This window comes from Candidatus Zixiibacteriota bacterium (assembly GCA_035380245.1).
Classification (GTDB): Bacteria; Zixibacteria; MSB-5A5; order GN15; family FEB-12; genus DAOSXA01.
The window spans coordinates 429,523-450,709 of the sequence record DAOSXA010000002.1; the positions used below are offsets into that span (position 1 = coordinate 429,523).

Genomic DNA, 21,187 nt, shown 5'->3' on the forward strand with positions numbered 1-21,187 from the left:
AAGGCAGCCGGGTTTGAGGTATTGAGGAACAATCCCTGGTCAGGTGCTACGGACACGGAACAGGAGCCGGTCCATTCTGGAACATGTAGGATACCAGCCAGACCAGGTCACTTATATCAGGCACGTCGCTCCCCGCCGAGCCGTTAATGTTAGCTTCAGCCATACAGGGCGGCGGCGGACCTCCCTGGAACATATAGGTCACCAGGTAAACCAGATCGGCTATATCGGGGCCGCTCCCACTATGGTTAATATCACCACGGATTTGACAGCAGTCCGGTGGTTCGATAATGGTGGATATGATATCGGCGCGGACACCATCGACGTGATAGGCAACAACTGTCCCGGAGTCGACGCCATCGATCCATTCCAGATCAATCCAGTCGCACGAATCGATATATCCGTTACCGTTGTCTATCCAGCCGACGATCGTCATGCGGTTCAACTGGCTCGGATAGACCTGGAACCACCAACTTCCAATTGGAGAATTCAGGTAGTTGTACATCGGACTCACTCGCATGTAGTCAAACAGCAGAGTGTCGGTTCCGTCGAACAATTCGATCGTGGTGGTGGCATCCTCGATATGCTTCCAGATCGTCGAATCGGTCATATCGATACCGCGCATCATGATCGTGTCGCAATAGTCAAGAATGCCGGTGCCGTTGTCGCGCCACTCCTCGATCCGCCAGAGATCGTCGAGATTCGGCCAGAGTTCCTTCCATTCCGAACCGACCGGATCGGAGCCCAACTCCCAATCATTGAGGTTATGGTCGTATTCATCCCCCACAACCGGAAGCGGAGTGGAAACAACGTCCGTATCGACTCCTGTTACCTGCCAACTTACGGCCGTGCCGGACGGCAGACTCTGCATCAGAATGTTGTCGCCAACCGCAACCGGACCGGCTCCCGTTCCCGAGGTATAAACCAGGCAGTATTTCTCACAATAGGTCGGATAGACCTCGTGCCAGAACGTACCAATGGCATCCGTGGCACTCAACGTGTCGATCCGGTCAACATACATAGTTGCCGCCTGCACGGCATTGTACAGAGTCAGCGTGGTCGTTACCCGCTCCACGTGCTCGATGCTGTGGAAATACGGCGCCGACAGATATGAAAAATCAACCGTATCGCACCAACTCAAAGTTCCGTCACTGTTGTCAATCCAGTTGATGATCGACCAGTTTTGACAGTAATCCGGCCACAGCTCGTGCCATTGTGTGCCGGTCGGATCACCGCCTGAATATCCGTCCGTATTATGGCGAACCACTCCCAGGGTATGATCGGGCGCTGCCGGAATACAAACCGGCGGATTGACACAAGTACACGACACCGGCGCCGGCCCGCCTGAGTACAGGTTGTCGATCAGGTACAAAACATCGCGGTAGTCGATGCAACAATCACCGTTCACATCGGCGTTGGCCGGTGTCGGCGGAGCCGAACCACCCAGGTAGAGATAGTTAACCAGGAAGGTGATGTCGGAGATATCGATCGCGCCACTTCCATTGACATCCCCCGGCATTTGATAATCGCAGGTATCGCACGGATTCGGCATACAACTCGTTCCGGATCCCTGGAAATCGTGACCGGCATTGACGCAGGTCAGTGAATCGGTTTCATAACAGGCTCCCGTAGTCGGATCACAGCAAGCGCCGGTTTCGGAACCGGAGGAATCGGGACAAATGATCACGGCATACTCGATGATCGTATGAATCGTCCCGCCCTGCGGTGGTATCGGATCGATTGATGGATCAAAGGGATTCAGTCCATAAAACACCGGCACATTACCCGAGTTGACGGGATAACCGGCCAGTTCCGTAACGAATACCAGGCCGGTCACCGGCTGGCAGGTATTGGTCACTACTTGATAGCGGTCGTGGTAAATAGTGCCGTGCGGTCCGGAAATGTAATAAGCATCATTATGAACACTGGAACCGTGCGCTGATCCGGCCGGGGGTTCGCCCTCGTGCATATCGAAATATGGGTCGCTGATACAGAGGAACGAGTCGGCGATATCGGAACAAGTCCCTGCTACGGTCACATAGTGTCCGCCTATGCGCTCGCAAGATCCCGGCGATATTTCTTCCCAGAAACCAAGCAGCAGGATTACATCCTGACTGATCAGAACTTCCTCTCGGATCTGGTCGAAACCGAACTCAGGATCAATCGGCATCACCCGGATATTGTAACGCCCCGTAAGACCGGTGCTGTCGATCCAGTCCTGGGCTCCTTGCGCCAGATCGAATACATTCGTGCCCGATCCGGAAGTATTGGTCCGGCAATAGATAGCCAGTGAGTCAACGAACGGAATGACATTATTGGTGTCATGGTCGTCCCAACCACCGGTTGGATCATAACTCACAACCAACGGATAGCCGTCGTTGGCGGCGGGATTGCCCGGTCCCGGCCAGAACGGACGCGGATCAACCGGACTCGGCTCAAATTTCGAATCGAACCACCAGAGGCAATTAGCCAAAGCGACCGGTCCGCAATGACTCCATCCACCGTATGTCGGATCGGTCCATGAATTCTGTTTCTGATCGAAATCGGGCATGCCGTTCGGAGCGTAGTCTCCATACGGTGATTTGTAATAGTCACAGGTATCGATCACCGTGTCGGGACATATCACGAAAGCATACTCAATAATCGTCCACACCGTTCCGCCGCTCCAGGGAGCCCAGTCGCGGACGTTGTTCATACCTCCGAAGTTGGTCAACATCGTGGAAGTGGTCGGGTAGTTCAGGACTTCCACCGCCTGGGTGAAACCCGGGAACAAGGTACTGGTGCAATAGTAAGGATCGTGCTGAATTTGCCCGTGCGGCCCGCTGATGTTGTCGGCATCGTTGTGAATCGTACCGCCGTGGGCCGATCCTGCCGGAGGTTCGCCTTCTAGCGCATCCATCCACGGATCGGAGATGCAAATCTGAGTTTGGGTCGTGCATACTCCGGCCGTTGTTATATAATGCCAGCCGATCGGATTCAGATTTGCCCCAAAGTCCTCGTAGAAACCGAGCAGCAGAATAACGTCCTGACAGTCGAGCACCTCTTTCTTGATGTAGTCAAAGGTAGGCGCAACTACGATTGTATCCCGGAACTTACCGGTCAGCCCCTTGGCCGCCAGGTAGGTTCGCAAGCCGTTCTGCATATCCCACAGAGCCGTGCCGCCGATGCCGCCGTTGCCGTTGGTGTTAACGTAGTTGGCGGCCAGATCGTTTATCAACCACCAGACGTTGTTGGTGTCATGGTCATCCCAATTGAGGGAAGGATCGTACGAGTTGACCAACGGGTAGTTGTCGTTGTGGATGTGACTCGAAGCCGGCCAGAACGGTCGCGGGTCCACCGGTAACGGTTCGAATTTGGAATCGAACCACCAGAGGCAGTTGGCCAAGGCAGCCGGACCGTCATGGGACCAATTCCCTTGTCCATCGATGAAACCGTTTTGCTTCATGTCGAAATCCGGCATCCCCTGCGGCGCGTAATCACCGTAAGGTGACTTGTAGTATTCACAGGTATCACCACCGCCGGTTATGACGAAGGACAGGTCAAGTGAGATCGGGTCACGGGTCGCGCAAATGTGAGTAATCTCTCCGAAGGGAATGTCGAAGTTATATCCCCGAACATCGACCGAGACCCAAACCGGATTATACTCGAGTATCTCCCAGGGAAACTCGTAATGTCCCGCCTCTACCATACCGGCGTAGACAATCGCTCGTCCGATGAAAGGATCAGCTCCCGGCAAAGGAGGTTCTTCCTCGTTCGGCCAGGTTTCCAGCGACCAGTTTATCGCCACCTCAATGTAACTCTCCTGCCCAGGGTCCATGGGGACGATATCGTACATCAGGAAAATCTCTTTCCAGCGCAACGTGTCGAGAGGATGATCATAGAACCAGACATTCCACCATTCTTCCTCCGGATAGTAATACCAACCGTTGCCGTAAGCTCCCCCGCCATAGCCTTGAATGAACTGGCCGGTAGGGTCAATGGTGATCTGAAAGGGATTTATGGTGGTATCGGCCGTAGCCGGCTCATACATATCAACCCAGCTCAGATCACCCCATTCAGCCCAAACCGCATCATCATTCCAGTGGTTCAGGGTTGATTTCCATCCCCACCAGGTGGAAGTTGGGTCCTGAACGACGGCTGATATATTCAACCAGTAGATCGTTCCGGAATCCTGATGGAACCAGTCCTCACGCGGGAGAATCACATTGTATTGATAGTAGGCGACATGATCCTCAGAGATAACTACACCCGTCAACGGATCATACCAGCCCTCGGCGGTCGGTGGGTCGATCGGGACTATCGCCCATTCATAGATCTCCCATTCGCGTAAGGTCTCCCCCGGCATGCTGTAACCGTCCGGATTCTGTTCGGCCGGAATATCGGCATGAAGACTCAAGACGAAATGATCGATCACTCCCTCCTGACCTCCCATCCAGGCTCCCCAGAAATGAACATCCTTGATCCAGCCGGTTTCTGAGCACATGAAATCATCGGCCAGAATCAACGGTTGTGTCGCATTCACTGCCCAGCCGGTTTCATCCGGCAGTTGCGGGTAGTGCATTTTGTGGCTATCCCCCGGTTGCCAATCGGCCAGCACTGTTGCCATAGCCAGAATTACTACGGCGCCTGCGACGACAGCCCCACACACAGAGATTCTCCTGAACATGAGCATACTCCTCCTGCTCCCCAGGGTTAGTTATTCAAATGTCATAATAAAAAAACTCCATCAGCCGATCTGGCAGGGAGTTAATCAAGGGTGCTTCGGCCGAAGTTCTCAGCGCTTTAATAATGTCTCGATTAGGACTATAAAAATATACCAACCGACCTTAAGCAGGTCAAGAAGTTTTGTATCAATCATATTAAATGAGCCGCATTGCCGGGCAATGCGACTCCTCTGAATAGATTATTCCGAAGCAGACAATAGAACTACCACGGGCACGAGCATGGCGGTGGTGGTGCGAAGCCCTGGAACATGTAACCCACTAGATAAACCAGGTCGGAGATATCGATTCCTTCTCCTCCCCCGATGCCCCATGCTTCCTCCATGCACGGCGGTTCCGGACCACCGTTAAACATATAATTGACCAGATATACTAAATCGGCAATATCCGGTCCGGTTCCGGAATGATTAACATCACCGACCAAAACGCAACAGGAGGGACTCTCCTCGTCCTGGACAAGCGCTCCGGTATCAAGCGTAAGAACTCGTAATTCTCTGACTCCCAACGAGTCCGGGCCATCCAGGTGCTGCATGAGAACCCGTTGTCCTACAGCAAAGAAGGTTATTGGGAAATCATACCAGTAAACCAACTCATAGGTCGGGCCACTCTCGGGGAATGCTTCAACCCACAATGATCCCCATGGATTAAAAATGCTGTAAACGTTGCCATGTGTGCTGCCGTATGCTGACATATACACCGTGTCACCACTCCCGACATCTTCAAACACAGCGGCCGTCCGCATCTGCACCACTTTATGATGAGACATCCGCAGCATGGGATCGAGCACGCTGATCGTATCGAGAGCGCTCAGATTCCCATCTCCGTCCTGATCCACAAAGCATTGTATCGTATAGTAGAGCTTAATGGCATCACCCCAATCGTCCCAAACGGTGCCGATCGGATTGCCGTCACCGGGCTGATAGGTGCCAATATTGCACCAGACATCCCCCGCTCCACTGGGAACCGGGTCCGTGAAACAGATTTGAGGCTCCTGGCAGGTACATTCAACCAACGATTGCGGGAGATCATAATAGAGATATTGCCAGATCATGAACAAGTCGTACGAATCGATGCAACAGTCACCGCTGGCGTCGGCGTTGGCCATGTTTTCCGGCTCCGAACCGTCCAGGTACAAATACTGCGCCAGATAGGTTACATCGCCGATGTCGATCGAGCCGTCGTTGTCAACATCGCCGGGATATTGCCACAGGCAGGTGTCGCACGGATTTGGATCGCAGGAAACACCGGCCCCGGCGAAAGTACCCCCGGCGGCCACACAATCATCCCCCGTAGCCTGATAGCATAGATAGGTCTCCGCCTCACAGCAAGCCCCTAACTCAGGACCGTACGGACTGCCGTTTATGACAAAAGCCACATTGAGCGATTGCCCTTCTGATTTTGGCGGATAGTCGGGACAGGTATTCCAGGGATAATATCCCTGCCAGCACGACAGGTCTATCGCATTGATAACACAGTCACCGTTGCAATCGGCACAAGGGTAAAACAGGGGATCGGTACCGGGTACGGGATCACATTCCGGCGCCGGCCCGCCATACTCATACCAACTCGCGAAGTAAACTACATCCGAGATATTGACTGTGCCGTCTCCGTTCATATCTCCATGCATATAGTCCCAGATCGCCGGCGGCTCGTAAATATCCTGCCAATACGTAGGCAAGTCTATCGGCCAGACGGCATCGTCGTTCCAATGATTTTCAGTAGATACCCACCCCCATTGATACGTATCGTTCTGATCGACCCAAACCGAGACTACGAGCCAGTAGACAGTCCCTTCTTCCTGCCAATACCAGTCGGCCTGATCGAAGAAGAAGTTATATTGAAAATACCCGATATGATCGTCGGCATAATACGCGGCGGAAACAGGATCGTACCAGCCCTGAGCATTCGTCAGGTCTTCGATCTCAGCCACGATAAACGTAGCGGTGGTCTTCGACCATAGCAGATTGCCCGGCATACTGAATCCGGTCGGGCTCTCTTCGGCGGGGATATCATCGTAGATACTCAGGGTAAACGAATCAATCGTCGTCTCCAGTCCACCCATCCAGGCGCCCCATAAATGAATGTCCTTCACATACCCCGACTCAGAGCACATCCAGTCGTCGGCGATGGCATTAGGTGAGGTGGCATTGACTGCCCAACCTGTTTCGTTCGGCAGTTGCGGATAGTGCATCTTGTGGCCATCCTCCGGAACCCAGTCCGCCCGGAGCGATGCGCCCGTCAAGAGCATCAATGCCAGTGCTATTGTTGCAAACCTGTTAAACATCCTAATCCTCCTTGACCTTGCGGCCGCCATTCCGTTCGTCCTCTACGTATCACATCAAACCACTCACTATGCTCCCTCCAAAGGCTGTCCATGCCCGTTCTTTCGTATGAGCACAGCATGCCTGAAACGTGTTCTTATACGTAACCGTAAAAAGGCTTGTAATACGACCGTGAATTTAACCGAAAAAACGTAGAGTTAGTGGCTACAGTTAGAAGATAACATTCTCCCCTCGAAGCGTCAAGTCATAACTGTTCAATCGCTTACGAAAGGCATGTCGGCTCACTAATGAGGATATTGAAAATTTCCACCAAGGGAGATAAGCTCCCTCTTCTCGCTATACCAACCACACATAATCTTCCAGAGATTTCTTTGTTCGGTTGAGCTAATGTAAACGAATGTACGCATACCTAACAAAAAGGACAGGTCGGAGAACCGACCTGTCCTTCAAGGAAGAGGGATGTCATCACAGCTATTTCATGAGGACCATTTTTCGCGTTTGCGTAAAGCTGTCGGTGCTCAGGCGATAGAAGTAGATGCCACTGGCATAACCGTCACCATCGAATTGGACGTCGTGCGTACCCGCATCGAGCACCTCGTTAACCAACACTTCAACCGACTGCCCCAGAATGTTGACCACTTCGAGTTTGACATGTGAACTCTGAGGCAGCGAGAAGGGAATCGATGTGACCGGGTTGAACGGGTTCGGATAGTTCTGAGAAAGCCCGAAACCCTCCGGAACCGGAGCACCCTTAGCCGCCAGTGTCACCTGATTGGTAACACGATGCTCATCGCAAGCCAGGGCATCGACAATTTCACATTCACCGGGAATAGTCAGGATCTCATGGGTCCCGGCATCGATTACTTCTGAACCGTCAAGGTCGGCCAACCCCAGACTGTAGAGCCCGCGACCGGTCCCACCCAGGACATCGAGACCGGCATTGACCAACAAACGGGCCGAAGCCTGATCGCCGCCGACCAAATCAAGCTGAAGACCGCGAATCGCCACATCGGACGACATCGTGATAATTGTCTGCTCGCCGTCGAACTCGGACGAAAGGGTTACCTCTCCCTGACGCACTTTGGCCGCACCGGAAACGGCACATGCGAACTCCAACTCAGGACCACCATTGAAGAAATAATCCACCATGTGAATCAGGTCGGAGATATCCACGTCGGCACAATCACCGTTGACATCACAAGCGGAGATATATGCCGGGGCGATACCGTCCTGGAACATATACGTTACCATAAAGACAACATCAGCGATATCCAGCCGGCCGCTGTTGTCAATATCGCCCGGCGTGTACATACGCTGACCGATTGTGAAGCTGTACGGGCCACCCCATCCGGGTACGACCGGCGTATGGCCGTCAAAGAACATCCGGGTACTGCCGGCCTGACCGAACACACCGTTGTCGAGTACGATGGTCTTCCCCACATCGGCGGCATCGAACGGTCCCACCGTCAACGCCCAGGCGCCGCCGGTATAATCAGGCGGTAAAGCACCATTCTGAGTGGTCATGGAAAAACACCCAAAGCGATCAGGCCAGGTCTGTTCCGTCTGAGCCAACGGCCAGAAGCCATGAACGTCGGACAAATCACCGATGATATTCACGGAAACGGTATCGGGAATCGTTGCACCGTCAGGTGAGGTAACCGAAAAACCGGCTGCCATCATCAGGAAATTGCCGCTGGTGTTGTTGGTCACACCGATGTAGAACGTTACCGGTTCACCGGTGGCGACCGTATTGGGATCGATCAAACCATGCGCACTGTCCAGTTGCAGGAAACCACCCGTACCGATCTGGTCGAGCCCATCGTACTCGCACGGCTGGGGACCACCCTCGAAAATGTAATCCCACATATAAGCGAGGTCACCGACATCGACTCCCGCATACTGATCCACATCGGCCGCTTGCGGCTGCGTAAGGGTCGCGCCGGGTACGTGTACGTAATTGGTAAACTGAACAATATCGGTGATATTCGTAGTACCGTCTCCGTTGACGTCACCGCACACCCATTCCGGTTCAAGAGCCGGGTCTACGATCTCGAATACTCTGTCTAATCCGAAGACAATCGGGGCGTACGGCAATACGAAGGAGCTGCTGTAAGCATAGTAGGCGTTCTGACCCAACTCACCGAACTCCGTCTGCTCGATGTAGAACGTTTTTCCGACATCTTCAGATCCGAACGGGCCGATGGTGAAACTGGCCACAGTGTAGTTGCCGTCGTATTCGATACCGTCAGTGGGATTGCACTGAAAACGACCGGTCACTCCGAACATATTGCCGTCAGCAAGAACATCGACTCCCAGACAGGCGTCCGCGAACGGCGCCCCGAAAGCGGTATAGGCAGTCGGATTATTTACGGTCACGGTAAGGCCGTTATCGCTGACTAAATCCAAACCGACAGCGAATCCGAAAATGTTTCTCTCGATGTTGGTGTTCCAGACATTTACGGTTACGGTAATCTCGGTATTTATCGGCAGCTTCACACCGTATCCGGGCAGAATATCGGAAACACCCAACATGATCACGCCCTGAGAGAATAAAGTGTCACCGTACGATGAACCATAACAGGGGGCCCAGGTCCCCATATTGACATAACGATACAGATGCAGATAATCACCGTAGTCGACACCGGTACGGTGGTCCACCGCCGCGGCATCGAGCCATGCCTGTGAAGGAGCAGGCATCACCCCGGTTACATAGTCGTACACAGCGGCGACGTCCTGATCGTTGACGATGCCGTTGTTGTCCACATCACCGCACATCTGCGACCATACTGAGGCTCCCCCCAGCAGTACCAGGGTTAGCAGAACGGCGGTCCAGCTCCGTGCTTGTCTCATACTTCTTCTCCTTACTTCTGTCTCTTCGCGGCGGCGTGTCGCACTCACATTGCGACTCTCAGCAAAGCGACGAACTTAATGACTGTCGGTTGTCTGCCATTAAGTGACCAGGAGCCGATCATAAGTACCTGACCGGCTCTTTATATTGGAGAAGATTAATGATTTTCAGGGAGAGACTACCTGTGAACAGCCGTAAACCGGCTCCGGGCCATCACCGAAGAAATACTGCACCAGGAAGGTCAGGTCGGCGATGTCTATCGGACCACAGGATCCGTTCACATCGCACGATTGTACGTTAACCGGAAGCGGACCACCGTGAAACATGTACTGCACCAGGTATAAGATATCGTCTATGGTTAACTCACTATCACCATTGACATCACCGGGAGTGTATGACGTCTCTCCGATCACAAACACATACGGTCCCGGCCAACGGGGCGAAAAACGGTTCGTGCCGTTTGCGGTCCATTCCCAGGTCCCGGCATTTCCGAACGAACTGGAATCGAGGATTATCGTCTTGCCCACATCGTTCTCGTCGAACGCTCCAATCATAATCTCGTATATATCACCTGACGTGCCGGACGGTGTTACGGGAAAAGCCCAACTGAACGCCCCCATGGTTTCGAGCGTGTCGTATGAAGCTCCGATGCAAGACAACTCGTGCGCCGTTGCGAACTCACGATCGATGCCAAAGAACGCCCGGTTAGCCGGAACGTCGTAAACCGTGCCGTTGTAAGTAGCCTGCCTGGCACTCCAGGTGGCGCCGTCGGGGGACCACAGATGGAATCCGTTTGAGAAATACCTGACACCATCCGCCTGGTCAATACTGGCCCTGATCCGGAAGGTGACAGGTACTCCGACGGCGAGAGTGCAAGGACGGAGTTGCCCTTCGACCTCATTCAACCAAACGTCACCGCTGACCTCGAATACGGGCGCTTCGGGTCGATCACAAGGCGGTATCCCGCCCTCGAACATGTACTGCCAGAGATGGGCTACATCGTTGGACGTAATACCGGGGTCGCTGTCGACATCGGCCGCGGATAAATATAACGGCGTGATCTGTTCCTGGCTGGTGTCGTAAAAACAGATGTAGGACATCAACGAAACCACATCGGCGATATCACATCCGCCGTCGCCGTCGACATCACCGCACACGACCGGATCGTAAACCAGTGAGGCCGCGATGTCGATCAGACCCGAGCCAAGCATACCGGCCAGGCCGGGATTGAGATCGTCGATATTGACCGCACTGGCGTTAATCGCTGTCGCCACATGATACGAACTCAGGTCGGGTCTGGCCGCAATTATCAGGGCCGCCTGCCCCGCCACCACCGGCGCAGCAAAACTGGTACCGGACCAACGAGCGTAGAGATCGTCGTTAAATGTCGAGATCAGATCTACTCCCGGCGCACATACGGAGATATAACTGCCGTAACAGGAAAAGTCAGCCTTGACAAAATTGGAATCCACCGCCGCTACCGCTACCGTGCCGTAATCGTAAGCAGGATAGTGTCGCCGACTGTCACCGCCGTTCCCGGCTGCGACGATTGTCACACAGCCAACTCGCAAACAATACGCCACAGCATTTCTGATGGCGGTATGATAACCGGTCATAACCTGACTGAGATTGATTACCCGGCAGCCGTCGTCGGCCGCTTGTTTCATCGCTTCGGCTACTACATAACCATTGCTCAGCCCGTGAATATCGGATACTCGGTAAGCATAAATCTGTGCCCCCGGAGCCACGCAATGAATCACTCCGGCGATAAATGTACCGTGACCGGAGTTTTCACCTCCCGGCTCATCGAACGCCACAGAATCAGCGTCAACATAATCATAAACCGATACTACGGAGCCTTCCAGTCCGGGATGTGTGAAATCCACCCCACCGTCGATCACGGCCACTTTCACTCCTGCTCCGGTAGAAACAGTATGCACCCCGGACAGATCGAGACTCGAAAGAGGGCCTTGTGTTATGTACAACTCCTGATCGATGTCGTCCGAGACCGGCAACGATCCCTGTACCGCCTGCATCGGATCGGTCATGTAGTTGGGATGACAGGTTCGGACACCGGTCCGGGATTCGATTTCCGACGAAAGAACGAGCAGATCGGAACCGGCGGGCGCATTGACCAGGTACATATTGAGATTCGGCAAATACTGAGCCGTGGAAGTACCGTAGGCATCGTGAATGCACCCGATATCATAGCCGTCGTACATCTCGATTACCAGATGCTCCGGATCATACAACTGGGCCGATATCGGCGTCGCCCACAACACTAACAGAAGTATCAGCAACCCGGCCGAGAGCAACGTTCTATGATTTCGTTTCACTCTGGCTTCAGTCATTATCATTATCTCCTCTGCAAGCACCAAATATACCAAACGCCGCCCAATGATAAGCCGACCGAAATCGTCGGCGCGTAGCCCGGCGGGCCGATCTCACCGCCTCGAGAATCGACTCGCCTGTAAAAAGACGACTGTAGAATTCCTTCATCCAAAATCCCGTTGAACGATCATCAACCGCCCAGAGACCGGCCAGCACGTTTCGGGCCCCCATCTCGAGCAATGACCGCACCAATCCCGAGGATTCTTCCCCCGGTAAATACGACTGCACGCCGGTACGACAGGCCGCCAGGGTAACCAGGTCAACCCGGTGATTGAACAATCTGAAATCGGCCGCAAAGAGAGGACCGTCATCGAGCAGCAACGATGAATAGAACGGATTATCGCGTCGTAAACGGGCATGACCACTGTAATGTAAAATTCGACTTTCTCCTTCAGCGGGCCAGTCAGTCCGGTGCGCTGGATTGTACACCTTCAGATTGTTACCGGCCAGTTTCCTGAGGACCGCGATATCTTCATCCACACCGAGGAGATCATCCGCACGACCTACCAGCACTTCAACTCGTTCCGAGTCGACCTGTAATCGCGCGGCACGCCGGTGATGACGAAGGCTCGGGGCGAGAACCAGGTGATATCGCTCCGATAATACTTCCCCCCCGATTCTTATCGCCGGCCACGGCAAATCGGCCAACTGACCGGTCGGGAGAATCAACACCGATCCGGTATTTTTAGGAATCTCCAACGGCTCCCATAACCAGCCGCCGAGAGCATCAAACAGTTCATCTTCTTCCCGGTACGATTTACGATTCGAATCGAATAATTGTTGCGACAACAAAGTTTGCCACCAACCGACATATTCACCCAGGCGACGGCGTCCCATTACATAGCGGTGAACCGCTACTTCTCCATTGTGATGTACGAACGCTATCAGGTCATCCAGATCAAGATGAAACTGGACGATCGTCATGTATCGTGATTCTGATCGGAAAAGTTCGATCAGCCGCTCTATGCTTTCACCCTGGGTTAAAGGTCGAGATTCTATCTCCGCCAGGTTCCGTCGCACCTCTCGCTCCAGGTTGATCAAAGCTCTGTCGCTCTCAATCGTGCCGAGAACACGCTGTCCTGAGCCTCGTTCGATAACCGAGGCCAGGGCGGTTACCTGCTGCGCCAGATCGGTTAGTTTTTCGCGAGCCCGATCTCGCAATTCAAGGGCTTCAGAATTTCCGGCCAGCGGCGCCCAAAGACCGGCGGTATTGAAACGCTCCGACCAGGCGGAAGCCGCGGCAGGATTCTTGTCAATAGAGTTAACGACCAATCGCTGATACGGCTCGGTCCGCCCCTTCAGAAAAGCCGCTCTCATCTCTACCGGCGGCAACATGGCTCTGACCTCGTCCAGAACATCGGCGGCTCGCGTCCAGTGAGATCGAGCCTGCGACCAGTGATTGCGACGCGCCTCCCGATCACCCAGCGCTGTCTCCCAATGAGCCATCAGATAGGGGATCGTTCTGACTGAAGCGTTTTTCCTGAGTCTCCGACAGGCTGCCTCCTCATGCTCCGGATAAATCATAAGCGTTAGATCACAAACAGCCTCCCAGACAGGCAGTTGCGTAAGGCGGAACTGATCACGAGCCCGAGCCAGACACCGAACTTTATCAACCCCTTGCACCATTAGCGCCTCAGTGAATTGGGTAGTCGCTGTAAAGGGTCGATTATTTTCATGGCGGAATCCCTTGGTCGCTCGCTTCAAAGCCGTTCGTGCCGTCCGCGTATGACCGGTTGCATAGGCGGCTTTAGCCAGGAATAAAGCAGCCTTAGCTGCTTCATAAGTCATTTTCAAACGGGTTGCACAACGCTCGGCCTTTTCGGCGGCATCGCGGGCATCGGTCATGAGATTAAGACCTATAAATGCCTCCGCTCGGTCCAGATCGCACAAGACTCGTCCTCGCGGTTGACCGTGCCGACGATAAGCATCATCACACTCAGCCAATAATTTAAGCGAACCATGATAATCACCACGCAGCATCGCCAGCCAGGCTCTGCCGTAACGGGCTTCATTCGCATAAAGATCGTAAGTCAGATCAATAAATATCTTCTCGGCCGACTCGTAGAGGCTTTGCGCCCGGTCGAACTCGATCAGTTGTACCAGCGTGTTCGCCTCGTTGTATTGACAGAGCCCCAGCACCAGCTTTTCCCCCACCCTGGCCATATGTTCACCGGCCCGATGATAATGGTGTTGCGCCTGGCGATGCTTGTCCTGGCGATGCAGCAAATTGGCGAAATTAACCCGCGTTTTCTCCATTTCCGTGATCGCCCCATGACGGCGGAATGTCGCCATTGAAAGACGGCTGTATCGGCGGGCCTGCTCGAAATCACCTAAATACATGTAGATGTCGATAAGAATGCGATCAATCCCCGCCCGGATCAACGGCTTGTTGTATGCCAGTCGGCGAGCCTGAAGATAAGCCCTCAGAGCATCGGTTGTTCGGGTTGCCACATGCAGCGCCCAACCGAGTGCTCGATAAGCGGCTAGTTGCACCGGTTGATCCTGCTTTTCGGCAATCTGTACGAACCGGCGTGCGATTTTTATCGCCTCCCTTGTCGACCGCTGCACGACCGCATGCACTTCCTTGCGACAAGCTTCCGCCAGTTCGGCCGGATCACAACCATCCGGAATCTTACCGGTACGCAGGAATTTTGCTGCTTCTTCCTTCATTATCTCACAGCGCCTCTCCAACTAATCGCCGGACATCGATAACGCTCTCCCGGTGTGATCAATTCGATGGAACGCGGTGGCTGAAGATCGCTCCAGACGAACATGCAATGTTCACCTGAGGCGATTTTACGCCGTCCCACTCTGAGAATATACGCCGTCCGGTCGAACTCTTCTCCCCCGAACAGACGAGCGGACATCTGCCAGCCTTCGGTATAACGTTGAGCCACCAGTTCGAGTGTGAACGTACCGAACGACAACCGCAACCGTCGCTCGCCGCCCTGGTCGATATCGCGCAGGGCCATCGCCGAGACCTCGGACCAGGAGTCATGGGCAATCCGACCGCGCTTGACGGGAAGCCCCACTGTCGGTTGCTCCAGTGCCGGGATCGCCGCACAACGGGCGACCAGATCACCATCGGCCGGTTCCTGAACCAGCTCCCGGTAAGGCTTCGTTTCCTGCAGCAGTTCGTACAATTCACGACACTCGGGACAGGATTTCAGGTGCTTACTTAATTTATTACTACCGGAACGAGCAGCACGAATCAAGTCGTCACGATCGGGGTGGCTGTTATTTTTCTTCTCTTTCATTACATCTCCGGGATGCCGGTTCCCAAGGCAACCATAAACAAGTTTTCCAAACCGCCTGATTCTATCGATAACCACCTCTGTATTAGGTGGCCGAAGACGTCTCTCAAGTACGCGCTATATTTCATAATCCTCCAGTATCATCCTGAGTTTTTCGAGACACCGGGAGCGGGTCGGTCCCAGGCTGTTGAGCGGAATGCCCAGGCGCTCGGCAATATCACGGTAGGATATTTCATCCGACTCGAAAAACAGCGCCCACATCAGGTCTCGACAGCGTCGATCCAGATTCTCAATCGCCAGTCTAACCTGTCCGGCTCGCTGGAGTCTCTCGATATCAAGATCAGGGGATGGAGTCTCTTCCGGCTGGCGGCATTCACGCCAACGCCGTTCTTCGGCGGCAGTGGATTTGAGCATTCGTTGTGATCGTCGTACCGCCACTCTGATCAACCAGCCCGGCAGCGCGATCGGCTCCTTCAACGACTCCCTCTGACGATAGAGCGATAACCAGGTGTATTGAACACAATCCTCGGCATCGGCCTGATCCAGGCCGTTGCGACGAGCCACCGCCATAACCAGCGGCGTGAGTAACTCGACGAGTTGCCGCCAGGCATCACGGTCACCGTCTAAAACACGGATCCAAAGATGCTCAAGATTGTCGTTCAATGGCTCTCCAAAGTAACTCAATCTCTTCCTTCTGATAACTCAGAGAGCATAGTATGGCGATCAGAGTTCGGCTTTCGTCGACCCCTAATAATTAATTTAAGGGTTTTGGTATTTTTCGCAACTCTTTATACGGCAACAAAATAAATAGTGCAATTTCTCGCCTCCGGATGTACTTAAGAACAACTCAGGTGGCACTTAAATTCAAGAGGGAGTATCTTCCGAACAATATCCGATTACTCTTCCCATGGGAAAAACGCCGCTTGACGGTTAGAATTATGCAGGAGGCGGGCATAAAAAAAAGGCGGCTTCCGGATTCGAACCGGAGAATGGAGGTTTTGCAGACCTCTGCCTTACCACTTGGCTAAGCCGCCTACGAAAAAAAAGCGGGAAACGAGACTCGAACTCGCGACAGCCACCTTGGCAAGGTGGTGCTCTACCAACTGAGCTATTCCCGCTTTTTCAAATGCAAAGCGCGGGTATTATATGTCGCCGCCCTGAGTTTGTCAACTCGTTATTTACACAAATGTTATCGGACGATTACGGTGCTAACTTGAAAGCTTCAATTGGCTTGCGTCAGTACCCGCCTATCCGCTCAAGGAAGCGTTGGCGCATGACTCTGGCGTCTTCATGAACCTTGGGAACCAGCCAGGGAACCAGCTTATTCAACCAGCGATCATGAATCGCAGCTCTTGCCGTGTCCCCTTGAACGTAGGTTATCAGATACATGTCACGGTGTGCTTCGTAAACCAGAGAATCACGAGCGATGATTCCGTTCAGCGCCGCGACCGCTTGTTCGGTCTGATTGGTTCGGATCAAACTGAAAGCCCGTTGGTAAAGCAGGTATATGTACGGCGGGGGGGGCGATATTTCAATCGCACGATCGTACTCTTCGATTGCCTTGGAATCCTGTCCGGCCACATAATAATCCAGCCCCTTCTTGTAGTGCTGGACATATTCGACCGGGTAAGTCGGCCGCAACTCCCCTTCTATCGGGCGAACCTTTTTAAACACAGCCGACAGTGATCCGAGACGGTCTTCATCGCTTGCCCGATAAAACCATCCCACGGAACGGTACGAATCGAGAAACTGCGGATAGAGACAAAGCGCTCTTTCAGCCGGCGCCGAGGGCTTGATACCGGTCGAGAAAAGAATATAATCGGGTGCTCTTTCGAGGATGTATTTCGAATTATGATTACGTTCCTTCCAGGTGGTGGTCATGCCCGGGATGGGTTCCTCGGCATGGCGGGCGATGGTCGAGTCGGTCAGACCAACCATATCTATTATATCATGACCCAGGAGCTTATAACCGAAGATCCCGATCGTCGGAAGCGCTACCGAGAAATTGGTCGAATCGGCGGCGGCCATATTGTCGGCCATGAAGTTCATTTTACGCGTGAATTTCTTCTCATAATAAGCGAACTGATGAACCGTCGCCCGGGGCATGTAAACCGTCAGGCCGATCAATACCACAGTCATTACGAAGACAACAAGTAAACGGGTGTTGCGTGCCAGGTCGACCGTAAACTCGGCAATGATCAAAACCGTCAGCAGGGCATATACCCCGAATAGCGGCAGGAAGAACCGATGCACTTTAAGCACGTCGCCTCCGACCAGAGCGATGTACAGCGTATATAGCACCGCGAACAACCATACGACCCGGGCTGAGGCAGATAATCGCTTATAGAGTAACAGGGGGGCCAGCAAAGTGAGTCCAAAGAATCCATAATGCTTCAGGAATTCCCAGACATATTCGAAACCGCTGACAAAATTCTCAATACGGAATCCCGTCTTGGCATAAAACGGATTCGGCAGGATCGAGCCGTAGTAAGCCAGCTTAAAACCTACGAACGGCAACGAGAGCACGAGAGCGACAAGAGCACAAAGCCCGGTGAAGCGCGGCAAACGGCGAGTGCCTATTACTTCCACCAGGATAAGCAAGCCGGTCACCAGAGCGCCTTCCGGCCGGAGCCATACGGCCAAAGTCAACGTCCAGATAAGCAGCCAATTGCGCGTCAGATAGAAATACAGCGAGAGCATCGCCATAAACGCGAACGCGGCCGTTTCCAATCCGGCCGGCGACCAATAAGCCAGGGACATATTGGCTCCGACCAACAACGTTGCCAGCGCCGCATACCAGTTATTGTCTTCGTCAACCACCCGCCGGGTAATGGCAAAGGTCAATCCGATGATCCCCGCTCCGAACAAAAGACCGGTCAGGCGCGATGCGAGAATGTACCCCTCATGGAGAAATCCCCAAAGCGCCATGTAGATCACCCAGCCGAAATTGGTAATCCCCTCCACCCTCTCGCCTATATTAAACACCAGCCCATGGCCGTTCAGCAGATTGGCCACATAGCGATAGGAGATATAGGCGTCATCCTGGATGAAGTCGATCGAGTGAGCAAAATAAAGATAGATCGCCACGGCCGGTAATACCGGCCACCACTCGATTATGGCTGCGTGATTTTTCCTCACTGATCTTTTAGCGAGCGAAACAGCTCAATATACCCCGCAACCGCCCGGCCCCAGGAATAATCCTGGCGCATGCCGTTCTTCATCAGACCGGTCCACAGTCGGCGTCGTGAATAGGTGTGGACCATCTTTTCAATCGCCTCCAGCATCGCTTCCGGAGATTCTTCATTGAAGATAAAACCGGTACCGGTGCCTCTCTCAGGATTGAACGGTTCGATTGTATCGGCCAGGCCGCCGACGTGATTGACAATTGGCACCGTGCCGTATTTGAGTGAATACATTTGATTCAATCCACAGGGCTCGAACAACGACGGCATCAGGAAAGCATCGGCGCCGGCTTCGATCTGATGAGCGATTTTCTCATCGTGCTTCAGATATACCCGGACTTTATCCGGATATTGCTCCTGAAGCATCGTCAGCAGTTTATGATATTTCTCTTCTCCGGTGCCAAGAGCAATAAACTGAATATCCATAGCCATCATACGGTCGGCGGCTTCGGCGATAAGGTCCAAACCTTTCTGCTGAACCAGACGGGCGATCATGCCGATTAACGGCGCATACTCCCGAACCGGCAAACCGGCGGCGTTGAGAAGTTCGACTTTCGTCATTCGCTTGCCGGCCAGATTGTTGATATGATAGCGATATGGGATATTCTTATCCCGAGACGGTGACCAAACGGAATAGTCTACCCCGTTAAGGATCCCCGACAGGTCATCCTTGCGATTTACCAGCACACCTTCGAGACCGCAACCAAATTTACCGGTTTGAATCTCTTCGGCATAGCGCCTGGAGACTGTCGTAATTTTATCCGCGAAACTTATCCCGGCCTTCAGGAAATTAACCTGACCGTAAAACTCAACCGCCTCTCCTGCGCCAAAAAGCCTGTCAGGTAATTTCAACAACCGGAACCGCTCACCCGGGAATTGTCCCTGATGCGCCAGATTGTGAATCGTCAGCACCGAATGAGCGCCGGAAAAAACCTCATCGTTGGCATAAAGGGTTTTTAGATATACCGGGAGCAACGCGGCCTGCCAGTCGTGGGCATGGATAATATCAGGCCGGAGTCCGATCGCCCGGCACGCTTCCAGCACCGCGCGATTGAAAAGAATAAACCGCTCGTCGTTGTCGGCATAATCCTTGCCGGTCTCAGGATCGATATAGAGAGAAGCTCGTTTGAAATAGTGATCGCATCCAATCAGGATTATTTCTAATCCGCGTTGTCGGTCCTTGACAACATTCAGTGTTACCTCGTGCGCCGTCCCGCCGACATCTATGCTCAGATTGCTGCCGATGCGTGTTACCTTACGCTCGGACAAATCGATTGACGAATAGTGCGGCAGAAACATTCTAACATCATGTCCCTCCCGAGCCATAGCCCTCGGGAGAGCCCCCAGCACATCCCCCAGACCGCCGGTCTTGGCCAGCGGCGCCATTTCGGAGGCAGCCACTACGATACGCATCAGGTGTCATTCCTTATAACATTTGGTTCATCTACTCGATTGCCGTGGGCATCCAGCTCCAGGCTTCGCAAATATGCAGCGGACTCTTCCGGCGTAGTCGGATTGATATAAAATCCCGCCCCCCACTCGAAACCGGCTACTTTGGTCAGTTTCGGAATAATCTCTATATGCCAGTGGTAATACTCATGGTATTCCCGTGATACCGGACGGGTATGAAGCATGAAATTGAACGCCGGATCGTTCAGGGCTATCTTAAGTCGCGCCAGCACATCCTTAACCGACCGGGCCAGGATCATCACCTCGGCGTCACTCAACTCCAGATAGCTGGATTGGTGGGTTTTGGGGATCAACCAGGTCTCGAACGGGAAACGGGCGGCGAACGGCTCGATAGCGATGAAAGCATCGTAATCGTTGACTATTCGTTCCTTGTCGGTCAACTCCTGTCTTACGATATCGCAAAAGATACAGCGTTCCTTGAACTCGAAATACCGTTTGGCTCCCTTGATCTCCTCGAACACTCGCTTGGGAATAATCGGCGTAGCGATTAACTGACTGTGTGAATGTTCGAGTGAGGCTCCGGCGGCTTCACCGTGGTTTTTGAAAATGAGAATGTACTGAAATCGCCGGTCACGTTCGAGGTCCATCATCCGCTCTCGATAAGCCCAGAAAACATCACGGACTTCCTCATCGGTCATCTGCACCATATCCTTGGCGTGATCGGCCGTCTCTACTATCACCTCGTGAGCGCCGATACCGTTCATCTTATCGTAGATACCGTGCGGTTCGCGATTAAGCGCCCCTTCTATTTTCAGAGCCGGGTACTTGTTGGGCATTACCCGAAGTCTCCAGCCGGGTTTATTCGGCTCCGTGTTAGGCTGACGATAGGCTAAAATCTCCCGCGGTGTGTTCTCTTCATGACCCGGACAGAACGGACACAACCGGGCATCGCTCCGCTTCGGCACCGAAGAAAACGATGTCGGACGCTTGCCGCGCTCCGTACTAATGATCACCCAGCGGCCGGTGATCGGATCTTTTCGCAATTCTGGCAACCTAATTCTCCGTTGTACTTGGTTAACGGCTACCCCGCAATCTGATATTC

General features: G+C 53.4%; 10 protein-coding genes and 2 tRNA genes. All 12 read right to left on the reverse strand.

The features are described 5' to 3' along the window. Positions 1-46 precede the first annotated feature (46 nt). Positions 47-4,663, reverse strand: coding sequence for a dockerin type I domain-containing protein (locus tag PLF13_07070; GenBank protein ID HOP07036.1), 4,617 nt, complete (start codon positions 4,661-4,663; stop codon positions 47-49). A gap of 260 nt (positions 4,664-4,923) precedes the next feature. Then, positions 4,924-7,002: a dockerin type I repeat-containing protein gene (locus PLF13_07075; GenBank protein ID HOP07037.1), complete on the reverse strand. Its 2,079-nt coding sequence runs from the start codon at positions 7,000-7,002 to the stop codon at positions 4,924-4,926. Positions 7,003-7,471: 469 nt separating this feature from the next. Beyond that, complete coding sequence (locus PLF13_07080; GenBank protein ID HOP07038.1) at positions 7,472-9,850, reverse strand: T9SS type A sorting domain-containing protein; 2,379 nt, start codon at positions 9,848-9,850, stop codon at positions 7,472-7,474. A 165-nt stretch (positions 9,851-10,015) separates the two neighbouring features. Next, a complete protein-coding gene (locus tag PLF13_07085) occupies positions 10,016-12,199 on the reverse strand; it encodes a S8 family serine peptidase (protein ID HOP07039.1) in 2,184 nt (727 codons plus the stop codon). Next, positions 12,192-14,909: a CHAT domain-containing protein gene (locus PLF13_07090; GenBank protein HOP07040.1), complete on the reverse strand. Its 2,718-nt coding sequence runs from the start codon at positions 14,907-14,909 to the stop codon at positions 12,192-12,194. The genes PLF13_07085 and PLF13_07090 overlap by 8 nt, the downstream gene beginning before the upstream one ends. Beyond that, positions 14,909-15,496, reverse strand: coding sequence for a hypothetical protein (locus PLF13_07095; protein HOP07041.1), 588 nt, complete (start codon positions 15,494-15,496; stop codon positions 14,909-14,911). The genes PLF13_07090 and PLF13_07095 overlap by 1 nt, the downstream gene beginning before the upstream one ends. 114 nt (positions 15,497-15,610) lie before the next feature. Then, positions 15,611-16,156 carry a sigma-70 family RNA polymerase sigma factor gene (locus PLF13_07100; GenBank protein ID HOP07042.1) on the reverse strand — a complete coding sequence of 182 codons (546 nt, stop codon included), beginning with the start codon at positions 16,154-16,156 and terminating at the stop codon, positions 15,611-15,613. Between the two features lie 299 nt (positions 16,157-16,455). Further along, positions 16,456-16,527, reverse strand: a tRNA-Cys gene (locus PLF13_07105). Positions 16,528-16,538: 11 nt separating this feature from the next. Further along, positions 16,539-16,611 (reverse strand) — tRNA-Gly (locus tag PLF13_07110). A gap of 118 nt (positions 16,612-16,729) precedes the next feature. Further along, complete coding sequence (locus PLF13_07115; protein ID HOP07043.1) at positions 16,730-18,631, reverse strand: hypothetical protein; 1,902 nt, start codon at positions 18,629-18,631, stop codon at positions 16,730-16,732. Then, positions 18,628-20,088, reverse strand: coding sequence for a glycogen synthase GlgA (gene glgA / locus PLF13_07120; GenBank protein ID HOP07044.1), 1,461 nt, complete (start codon positions 20,086-20,088; stop codon positions 18,628-18,630). The genes PLF13_07115 and glgA overlap by 4 nt, the downstream gene beginning before the upstream one ends. After that, on the reverse strand, positions 20,088-21,137 hold the full coding sequence (galT, locus tag PLF13_07125) for a galactose-1-phosphate uridylyltransferase (protein HOP07045.1): 1,050 nt from the start codon (positions 21,135-21,137) through the stop codon (positions 20,088-20,090). The genes glgA and galT overlap by 1 nt, the downstream gene beginning before the upstream one ends. Positions 21,138-21,187: the final 50 nt, after the last annotated feature.

What these genes read in the sequence shown, in the direction of transcription:
- PLF13_07070 (HOP07036.1), bottom strand. Translation starts at nt 4,663, where the DNA reads ATGTTCAGGAGAATCTCTGTGTGTGGGGCTGTCGTCGCAGGCGCCGTA.
- PLF13_07075 (HOP07037.1), bottom strand. Translation starts at nt 7,002, where the DNA reads ATGTTTAACAGGTTTGCAACAATAGCACTGGCATTGATGCTCTTGACG.
- PLF13_07080 (HOP07038.1), bottom strand. Translation starts at nt 9,850, where the DNA reads ATGAGACAAGCACGGAGCTGGACCGCCGTTCTGCTAACCCTGGTACTG.
- PLF13_07085 (HOP07039.1), bottom strand. Translation starts at nt 12,199, where the DNA reads ATGACTGAAGCCAGAGTGAAACGAAATCATAGAACGTTGCTCTCGGCC.
- PLF13_07090 (HOP07040.1), bottom strand. Translation starts at nt 14,909, where the DNA reads ATGAAGGAAGAAGCAGCAAAATTCCTGCGTACCGGTAAGATTCCGGAT.
- PLF13_07095 (HOP07041.1), bottom strand. Translation starts at nt 15,496, where the DNA reads ATGAAAGAGAAGAAAAATAACAGCCACCCCGATCGTGACGACTTGATT.
- glgA (HOP07044.1), bottom strand. Translation starts at nt 20,088, where the DNA reads ATGCGTATCGTAGTGGCTGCCTCCGAAATGGCGCCGCTGGCCAAGACC.